A 9,195-nucleotide genomic window follows, 5' to 3' on the forward strand; every position below is an offset into this window, starting at 1 on the left:
CCGCCCGCCCTCCCAACAATGCGTCGCCCCCGTGTACGTCAGAACATTTCAACCAGACGGTCCCATGACGCGTGACGCGACGCGCGTCGGGGCCTGCTGCCAACATGGGAGAGCCCTGGATTCCCCAGGTTCCTGGAGCCGGCCGATGGGCTGGCTCATGAAGAGGTTTTCATGACGACGAACCGACTCTCTCTCCTCTCCCGGTGGCGCGCGGCGCTGTGCGTGCTGGCCGGGCTCACCGTGGGCCTCTCGTCGGCCTCCGCGCTCGCGGCGGACGAGGTGAAGCTGCTCAAGGCGGTGAGCACCGTGGGCACCCGCTACGGGCAGACGTGGCAGGACGTCACGTACTTCGTGGTGGTGAAGAACCTGGCCTACGAGAAGCAGGTGGCCATCCACGACAAGCAGCCCGACGGCACCTGGACGGACCTGGCCGCTTCCTACGCGGGCGATGCGGGCGCGGGGCTGGAGCTGTGGAAGGTGACGCGGCAGTACCAGAGCTGGGGGACGACGCCCCAGCCGACGCGCGACCTGGAGTTCGTGGCGAAGTTCACCGTGAATGGCCAGACGTACTGGGACAACAACGGCGGGGCCAACTACCACCTGGGCCGCGCGGACGGGCCGCTGTTGCCGCGCGCCAACGTGCTGGTGGGCACGAGCTACTGGCAGCCCACCGGCGACGTGGACATCGGCATCGACGTGAAGAACCTGTCCTACTCGAAGAACGTCACCGTGGTGTACTCCACGGACGGATGGGCCACCTCGCACCAGGTCGCCGCCACCTTCACCAGCGGGTACTCCGTGGGCTACTCCTACGTCTCCAGCCCCAACGCCCAGGGCGTGGAGCGTTGGCAGGCCCGGATTCCCGCCGGGACGGGCACCCCGGCCTACTACGTCCGCTACGAGGTGAACGGACAGACGTACTGGGACAGCAACTTCGGCTACAACTACCCGCCCATCTACCCTCCCCTGTAACCCACCCGAGGGGGACCCGGGTGCCAGGCCTTCACGGGCCCGGCCCGACAGCAGGCTCCCGGGCGCCCTCCCCTCGACAGGCTGTTTTCCATGGTTATGGGGAGACGACGCTTGCCGCCCACCCGGGCGCCCGGAGGCCCTGTACCCATGACCGTCGAAGCTGCCCCCCAGCGGGAAACCCACGCCTTCCAGGCGGAGATCAACCAGCTCCTCAGCCTGGTCATCAACTCGCTCTACAGCCACAAGGAGATCTTCCTGCGTGAGCTGGTGTCGAACGCCTCGGACGCGCTCGACAAGCTGCGCTTCCGCGCGATTACGGAGCCGGAGCTCCTGTCGGATGCGCCGGAGCTGGAGCTGCGCATCACCCCCGACGCGGAGAAGAACACGCTCACCATCGAGGACACCGGCATCGGCATGTCCCATGACGAGCTGGTGAAGAACCTGGGCACCATCGCCCACTCCGGCTCGCGCGAGTTCCTCCAGATGGCGACCCAGCGCGGGCAGAAGGACGTGCAGCTCATCGGCCAGTTCGGCGTGGGCTTCTACAGCGCGTACCTCGTCGCGGACCGGGTGGAAGTCGTCAGCCGCGCGGCGGGCAAGGACTCTCAGGCGTGGAAGTGGTCCTCGGAGGCCCACGGCTCCTTCACCGTGGAGCCCGCCGAGCGCGCCGCCCGGGGCACCGCCGTCATCCTCCACCTGAAGGAGGACCAGAAGGAGTTCCTGGACGAGTGGCGGGTGCGCTCGCTGATTACGCAGTACTCCGACTACGTGGGCCACCCCATCAAGCTCCAGGTGAAGAAGACCACCGGGACGGGGGACGACGCGAAGACGGAGGTCGCGCTGGAGGTGGTGAACAAGGCGAGCGCGCTGTGGCAGCGCTCGAAGAGCGAAATCACCGACGAGCAGTACCAGGAGTTCTACAAGCACCTGACCCACGACTGGGACGTGCCGCTGGCGTGGACGCACTTCAGGGCGGACGGCAACCAGCAGTTCACCGGCCTGCTCTTCGTGCCGAAGAACCCGCCGTTCGACTTGAACGCGCAGCAGCAGCGCGGGGTGCGGCTGTTCGTCAAGCGCGTGTTCATCATGGACCGCTGCGAGGAGCTGGTGCCGCAGTGGCTGCGCTTCGTGCGCGGCGTCATCGACTCGGATGACCTGCCGTTGAACGTGTCGCGCGAGCTGCTCCAGGACTCGCAGGTGGTGCGCGCCATCCGCAAGCACGTGGTGAAGAAGTCGCTGGACCTCCTGGAGAAGCTGGCCAAGGACAAGCCCGAGGACTACACGGCGTTCTGGAAGTCCTTCGGCACGGTGCTCAAGGAGGGCCTGGCCACCGAGGCCGAGCACAAGGACAAGCTGGGCGGCCTCCTGCGCTACGAGAGCTCGCGCGAGGAGGGGCTGACGTCGCTTTCGGACTACGTGTCGCGCATGAAGGAGGGCCAGGAGGCGCTCTATTACATGTACGGCGAGTCCCGGAAGGCGGTGGAGGACAGCCCGCACCTGGAGGCGCTGAAGCAGCGCGGCTACGAGGTCCTCTTCATGACGGACCCGGTGGACGAGTGGGCCGCGCAGGGGCTGCGCGAGTTCCAGGGCAAGCCGCTGGTGTCCGCGCTCCAGGCGGACCTGAAGCTGCAGTCCACCGACGAGCAGAAGAAGGAGCACGAGCAGAACTCGGAGGGGCTGAAGGGACTCACCGCGAAGATGAAGGACGTGCTGCAGGACTCGGTGCGCGAGGTGCGCGTGTCGGACCGGCTCACGGACTCGCCGGTGTGCCTCGTGGTGCCGGAGGGCGGCTCGCCGGCGTACCTGGAGCGGCTGCTCCAGCAGCGGGGCAAGGGGATGCCGCGCGTGAAGCGCATCCTGGAGGTCAATCCCAAGCACCCGGTCATCGAGCACCTGAAGGCCGTGCACGAGAAGGACCCCGCGCAGGCGCAGGTGTCCGAGTGGATTGAACTCTTGCATGACCAGGCGCTGCTCACCGAGGGCAGCACCATCTCCGACCCGAACCGCTTCGCGCGTCGGCTGACGTCGCTGCTGACGCAGGTGGCGGGGCAGGCCGCAAAGGCGCCGGTGCCCGAGGTTCCGGCCCCGGCGGTGCCCACGCAGGCCGCGAGCTGACGGCGGCGGCCATGGACCTCCGCCCTGCTTATCCGGGGCTGGAGGTCCGTGGCGGGACTGTTCCGCCGACGTCTGGTGGACAGCGCTGGTGACCTTTCGCGCAAATCGAGGCCGCGGCATTAGACAGCCTTGTGAGTGATAGGGAATGATGGCCGGATGTCCCAGACCTCCTTCGCCGTCTTCACTTGCGACATCCTTCCGACGGCGGCCCCCTCGGCGCGCGCCGCCATCCAGGGAGTGGTCCGAGCCGAGCTCAGCAAGCCCCGCCGGCGCGTGCGTCAGCCGCTCGGCAACCAGTGGCTGGTGCGCTTCGATGACGGGGGCTTCAACGCCTTCGTCCTGGTGATGAGCACGCTGCGCGCGCGCCACCCGGATGCCTTCCGCTATCTGGTGGTGGGGTGGAATGACATGGGCTCGGTGGCGCTCTATCCGCTAGGTGGCGCGGCGCCCACGACGCTCAGCCTCGTGACGGCGATGGCGGCCGTGGCCTCTGGCGCGGATGAACTGGCGGCGCCGTTGCTCCTGGCCTCGGGTCCGCTGACCGCGGAGTCGTTCCCCTTGCAGTGGACGGAGGAGGCCGGCGCCGAGGAGGACCTGCTGGGTGCGCCGCCGCCCCGGGCGAAGCGAGCTGCCGCGACGGGCCCCCGGCGCACGGTGACGCGTGCCAGGACAGCGCCCGTGGCTCCGGCGGCGAGCGTCGCGGCGCCGGTCACCGCCAGCGTGGCGGTGGTGCGGGAAGTGGCACCCGTCGCGAAGGCCCCCGTGGCGCCCACCGTGAGCGCGGCTCCGGCGAGTGTGGACGAGGAGACGAAGGGCCGTGCGCGCAAGAACGCCCGTCGCAAGGTGGGAAGCGGCAAGGCGCGTGGGAAGCAGGCCGTGAAGCGCGCGGGTGCGAAGGCGGGTGGCAAGAGCGCCGCGAAGGCACCTCGTGCGGAGCGCGTGGCCGAGGCCGCGAAGCGGCGGCGTCCTACCGCGACCAGCAAGCGGTCTGGGGGAGCCCTCAGCCGCAAGCGGCGCGGTGCGACGGTGAGCGCCAAGCGCTCCACGTCGGTCAAGGCGATGCGAGGTGCCGCGGCGAAGGCCAAGGCGCCCAAGGCCCCTCGCGGGGCGGCGAAGCGCAAGGGCAAGAACCGCGCTCGCTGAGCCGAAGCCTGAACGCCGCGCTCGTCGATTCGAGACGGAGCGCGGCGCTCGCTGAGCCGAAGCCTGAACGCCGCGCTCGTCGATTCGAGATGGAGCGCGGCGCTCGCTGAGCCGAAGCCTGAACGCCGCGCTCGTCGATTCGAGATGGAGCGCGGCGCTCGCTGGGCCGCGGCATGAGCCCACGCGCGCGGAGATGTGGCTCGAACACGGTGCTCGCCTCGCAAACGCGGTGCCCACCGTGCGCGCTGCCCTCGCTACGAGTACAGCCCCAGGTCCGTGAGCACGGCCTCGGCCGCGCGTCGCCCCGAGCCCAACGCACCATGGATGGACGCGCTGTCCCGGTGGTCACCGCACACGTAGAGCCCGGGTGACAGTCGAACCGGACGGTGTGGAGGCTCCAGCGCCTCCACCGTCTGCGCGGGCAACGCGAACGGCAGCGAGTACGTCCGCAAATGCCGCCACTCCGCCACGCCCGCGCCAAACCACTCCTTCAATTCCTCGCACACCCGCGCGCGCAGCGCCTCCCCATCCGAGGACACGCCCAGCACCGACACGGACACGAGGGACTGTCCGCGCGGCGCATACGCCGGAGAGACCTCGCTCATCATCGCCACGTTGTTCACCACGCCTCGCCCCTCGCCATTGAGCACCAACCAGGGCCCCTCCACCGGAGGCGCGGGCGCGGCGAAGTAAAGACACGTCACCGCGTTCATCATCGGCACCGGCATGCCGGGCAGCAGCCGTGCCGCGGCCGGCGGATCCGCGGCCACCACCACCGCCTGCGCACCCACCATCTCCCCGTCCGCCAACCGCGCACGGTGGCCCCACACCTCCGCCACGGGGGCGTGTCCGCGCAGGCACCCGGGAGGCAGCTTCGCGGCGAGCTGCTCGGGAATCGCGCCCATCCCCTGCTCCGGCACGCCCGCGTCCCCCGAGGAGAACATGCGGAAGACGAACTCGAGGAACCTGCTGGACGTCATCAGCGAACGGTCCAGGAAGACGCCCGCCAGGAAGGGCCTGAGGAAGCCCTCCACCATCTCCTCCGTGAAGCCCAGTTCCTCCAGATAGCGCCGCGACGTGCGCTGGGGACGCAGCCACACGTCCACCTCCTCGCCCGAGCGCGCCAACTGCCGCAGCTCCAACACCCGCAACTTGTCCCAGAACGTGCCGACCGAACCGAACAGATGGGCGAGCGCCGTCACGGGCTGGCGCAGCGGGTCCACCACCGTGTGCAGCCGCCCGCCCCTCCACACTTTTGCTCCGGGCATGAAGCAATGGAGCTTCAGCGCCTCGACATCCAGTATCCGCTGACCTTCTGGATAGGCCGTGAGGTACACTTGGAATCCCCGGTCGAGCAGGAAACCCTCGTGCACGTCGGTGCGCACGCGGCCACCCGGCTTCGCTTCGGCCTCCAGGAGCATCACTTTCAAGCGGGATTGGACGAGCGCTCGCGCGCACGCCAGCCCCGAGAGTCCCGCGCCCACGACGATGACGTCCGGGTTCGACACGTGCTCTCCCACATCCGCGCTGGCCCCCCTCCATGCTGGGTCGCCTGGAGCGCGAGCCGCAAGTGGCACTGTCGTCCGGGTTGCTCGCGAGCGAACACTGTGCGGAACTGGCAGGCGAGGTTTCGAAACCTCGAGGCCTCACAACGCCGGCTTCCCGGCGTCAATTAGCGGAGAGAAAGCGGGTATCCCCATGTTGATCGTGATGCGACCAGACGCGACGGCCCAGGACATCGAGCGTGTGAACGACGAGATCCGCCGTCGTGGCTGGCAACCGCACGCGATTCCAGGGGGCACTCGCACGGCCATCGGCATCACCGGCAACCCCGGTGCGGTGGAACCCGAACCCTTCCGAGTGCTGCCCGGCGTCGCGGACGCGGTCTCCATCTCCCAGCCCTTCAAGCTCGTCAGCCGCGAGGTGAAGCCGGAGGACACGCAGCTGCGCGTGGGTGACCTCACCATCGGCGGCGCGTCGTTCCACGTCATCGCCGGCCCGTGCTCGGTGGAGTCGCGTGAGCAGATTCTCTCCACCGCGCACGCGGTGAAGAAGGCGGGCGCCACCATGCTGCGCGGTGGAGCGTTCAAGCCGCGCACCAGCCCCTATGAGTTCCAGGGCCTCAAGGGTGACGGCCTGGCGCTGCTCATGGAGGCGCGCAAGGAGACGGGCCTGCTCGTCACCACCGAGGTGAAGGACACCGCGACGCTGGACGCGGTCGACGAAGCCACGGACATCCTGCAGATTGGCGCGCGCAACATGCAGAACTTCAGCCTGCTGGAGGCGGTGGGCGAGCGCCGCAAGCCAGTGCTGCTCAAGCGCGGCATGTCCGCCACCATCAAGGAGCTGTTGATGGCGGCCGAGTACATCGTCGCCCGTGGCAACACCCAGGTCATCCTCTGCGAGCGCGGCATCCGCACGTTCGAGACGATGACGCGCAACACGTTGGACTTGAACGCCGTGCCCATGCTCAAGCAGCTCTCGCACCTGCCCGTCTTCGTGGACCCCTCGCACGGCATCGGCGTGCGCAAGGCGGTGCCGGCGATGATGCGGGCGGCGGTGGCGGTGGGGGCGGACGGCATCATCGTCGAAGTGCACCCGGACCCGCCGCGCGCGAAGTCGGATGGAGCCCAGTCGTTGGACTTCCCCGAGTTCGAGAAATCCATGCACGAAGTGCGAGCGATTGCGCGGGCGATGGGCCGCGAAGTCGTGTCGCTGGGATAGGCGATGACACTCAAGGAAGCGCTGGGCAAGGTGGTGGGCCGGCGCGACCTCACCCGCGAGGAGATGGCCCGGGTCATGGGCCTGATGCTCGCGGGAGAGGCATCGCCTGCTCAAGTGGGGGCGCTGGCGACGGCGCTCAAGATGAAGGGGGAGACGGAGGACGAAATCCTCGGCGCGGCGGAGGCGATGCGAGCCTGCGCGGCGAAGCTGTCTCCCCGGGCGGAAGTGGTGCTCGACACCTGCGGTACCGGGGGTGATGGGGCGCACACCTTCAACATCTCCACCGCGGTGGCCTTCGTGGCCGCCGGGGCGGGGGTGACGGTGGCCAAGCATGGCAACCGCGCCGTCTCCAGTCGGTGTGGCAGCGCGGACGTGCTGGCCGCGCTGGGGGTCTCCATGGAGCGCCCTCATGAGCGCGTGGCGCTCGACATCGACGAGCACGGGGTGGGCTTCCTCTTCGCGCCCTCGCATCACAGCGCGCTGAGGCACGTGGCCCAGGCGCGGCGGGACATGGGCTTTCACAGCATGTTCAACCTGCTGGGCCCGCTGACCAATCCGGCCGGCGCGCGCTATCAGTTGCTGGGCACCTTCGACGGCAAGCGCGTGGAGCAGACCGCGCGCGTGCTGGGACGGCTGGGCAGCCGGCGCGCGTGGGTGGTGCACGGCCACGACGGGCTGGACGAAATCTCGCCCTGCTCCCCCACCAAGGTGGCGGAGCTGCGAGAGGACGGCACGGTGCGAGTGTTCACCGTGAGGCCCGAGGACGCGGGGCTGGACCTGGTGCCTCGCGAGGCCATCGCCGGCGGCGACGCGGACGAGAACGCGCAGCGGCTGCGCGCGCTTTTGGCCGGCGAGCGCTCCGGGCTGCGCACGGCGGTGCTGCTCAACGCCGCGGCGGCGCTGGTGGTGGTGGGCATGGTGTCGGACCTGCGCGAGGGCGTGCGGAAGGCGGAGCACGCCATCGACTCAGGGGCGGCGGCGCGCAAGCTGGCTTCGCTCATCCACGGGGCCGTGTCGTGAGCGGGGCACATTCAGGAAGTGCGTCTCCGGCCGCGCCGGGGACGCTGGACCTCATCATGGCGCGCAAGCGACGGGAGCTGGCCCAGCGGCCTCCCCTGTCGCCGCGCGCGCGTCCCGAGCCACGTGACTTCGCGGACGCGCTTCTGAGACGAGCACCGGGGCGCCTGCTGAGCGTCATCGCGGAGGTGAAGCGCAAGAGTCCCTCGGGCGGCGCGTTTCCCCACGCGGACGTGGTGGCGGTGGCGCGGGCCTACGAGGCCGCGGGGGCCAGCGCCATCAGCGTGCTCACGGACGGGCCGGACTTCGGCGGCGCGCTGGAGGACCTCGTCGCGGTGCGAGCGGCGGTGTCGGTACCCGTGCTGCGCAAGGACTTCCTCGTCGCCGCGCGCGAGGTGGAGGAAAGCGCGCTGTGGGGAGCGGACGCGGTGCTGCTCATCGCGGATGCGCTGGAGGACGGCGAGCTGCGGGAGATGCTCGCCACGGCGCGCGCGGTGAAGGTGGCCGCGCTGGTGGAGGCGCACACGGAGGCGCACGCCGAGCGAGCCCTGGCGGCGGGCGCGGAGCTGGTGGGCATCAACAACCGGGACCTGGCCACGTTGAAGACGGACGTGGGCACGGCGTTGCGGGTGATGCCTCGGCTTCGGACTCGCGCTCGGGTCCTGGTGGCCGAAAGCGGGCTCAAGTCCGTAACGGAGCTGGTGTCGGCGCGTGAGGCCGGAGCTGACGCGGTGCTGGTGGGTGAATCGCTCTTGCGCGACGCGGACCCTGGACGGGCGCTGCGGCGGCTGCTCGGCGAGGAAGGCCTGTCACCGTGAGCGTTCGGGTGAAGGTCTGTGGTGTCACCCGGCTGGAGGATGCTCGAGGCGCGTGGGAGGCGGGCGCGGATGCGCTCGGGCTCAACTTCTACGCGCGCTCTCCCCGGTGCGTGGACGTGGCCACGGCGGCGGCGCTGGCGCGGACCCGGCCGCCGCTGGGCACGGTGGTGGGTGTGTTCGTCAACGCCTCGCCGGACGACATCCGGGCGAAGGTGCGGGAGTGCGGCCTCACGGCGGTGCAGCTCCATGGGGACGAGCCTCCGGAGGCCTGCTCGGGGTACGGGGTGCCGGTCATCAAGGCGCTGCGCGTGCAAGGGCCGGATGATGTGGCGCGGGCTCGGACGTATCTGCGAGTGGGAGACGTGGCCGGGCTGCTGTTGGACGGGGCGGCGCCGGGGTATGGCGG

Annotated in this window: 8 protein-coding genes; 7 read left to right on the forward strand and 1 reads right to left on the reverse strand. The window is 69.8% G+C overall.

Translation table 11 applies throughout. The features are described 5' to 3' along the window. Positions 1-171: 171 nt before the first annotated feature. From FJV41_RS45500 to FJV41_RS45510, 3 genes are all read left to right on the forward strand, one after another. Complete coding sequence (locus FJV41_RS45500) at positions 172-972, forward strand: endonuclease (RefSeq protein WP_141648891.1); 801 nt, start codon at positions 172-174, stop codon at positions 970-972. A gap of 147 nt (positions 973-1,119) precedes the next feature. Beyond that, positions 1,120-3,087, forward strand: a complete 1,968-nt coding sequence (htpG, locus tag FJV41_RS45505; protein ID WP_141648892.1) for a molecular chaperone HtpG — start codon at positions 1,120-1,122, stop codon at positions 3,085-3,087. Between the two features lie 156 nt (positions 3,088-3,243). Then, positions 3,244-4,230: a hypothetical protein gene (locus FJV41_RS45510; protein WP_141648893.1), complete on the forward strand. Its 987-nt coding sequence runs from the start codon at positions 3,244-3,246 to the stop codon at positions 4,228-4,230. A gap of 254 nt (positions 4,231-4,484) precedes the next feature. On the opposite strand, the gene FJV41_RS45515 is transcribed toward FJV41_RS45510, so the two are convergent. Next, positions 4,485-5,738 (reverse strand): NAD(P)/FAD-dependent oxidoreductase, encoded by a 1,254-nt coding sequence (locus tag FJV41_RS45515; protein WP_141648894.1) that lies wholly within the window; start codon positions 5,736-5,738, stop codon positions 4,485-4,487. Positions 5,739-5,928: 190 nt separating this feature from the next. Here FJV41_RS45515 and aroF point away from each other — a divergent pair, with 190 nt between their 5' ends. The 4 genes from aroF to FJV41_RS45535 all read left to right on the forward strand — a co-directional run. Next, complete coding sequence (aroF, locus tag FJV41_RS45520) at positions 5,929-6,954, forward strand: 3-deoxy-7-phosphoheptulonate synthase (protein ID WP_141648895.1); 1,026 nt, start codon at positions 5,929-5,931, stop codon at positions 6,952-6,954. Positions 6,955-6,957: 3 nt separating this feature from the next. Next, on the forward strand, positions 6,958-7,974 hold the full coding sequence (gene trpD, locus FJV41_RS45525) for an anthranilate phosphoribosyltransferase (protein ID WP_141648896.1): 1,017 nt from the start codon (positions 6,958-6,960) through the stop codon (positions 7,972-7,974). A 56-nt stretch (positions 7,975-8,030) separates the two neighbouring features. After that, entirely contained in the window at positions 8,031-8,789 is a 759-nt protein-coding gene (locus tag FJV41_RS45530) for an indole-3-glycerol phosphate synthase TrpC (RefSeq protein WP_141648897.1), read from the forward strand. Then, positions 8,786-9,195: phosphoribosylanthranilate isomerase (locus FJV41_RS45535; protein WP_141648898.1), on the forward strand; the 410-nt coding region annotated here is incomplete at its 3' end. The genes FJV41_RS45530 and FJV41_RS45535, both read left to right, overlap by 4 nt.

The sequence above is a fragment of the Myxococcus llanfairpwllgwyngyllgogerychwyrndrobwllllantysiliogogogochensis genome, assembly GCF_006636215.1.
Classification (GTDB): Bacteria; Myxococcota; Myxococcia; order Myxococcales; family Myxococcaceae; genus Myxococcus; species Myxococcus llanfairpwllgwyngyllgogerychwyrndrobwllllantysiliogogogochensis.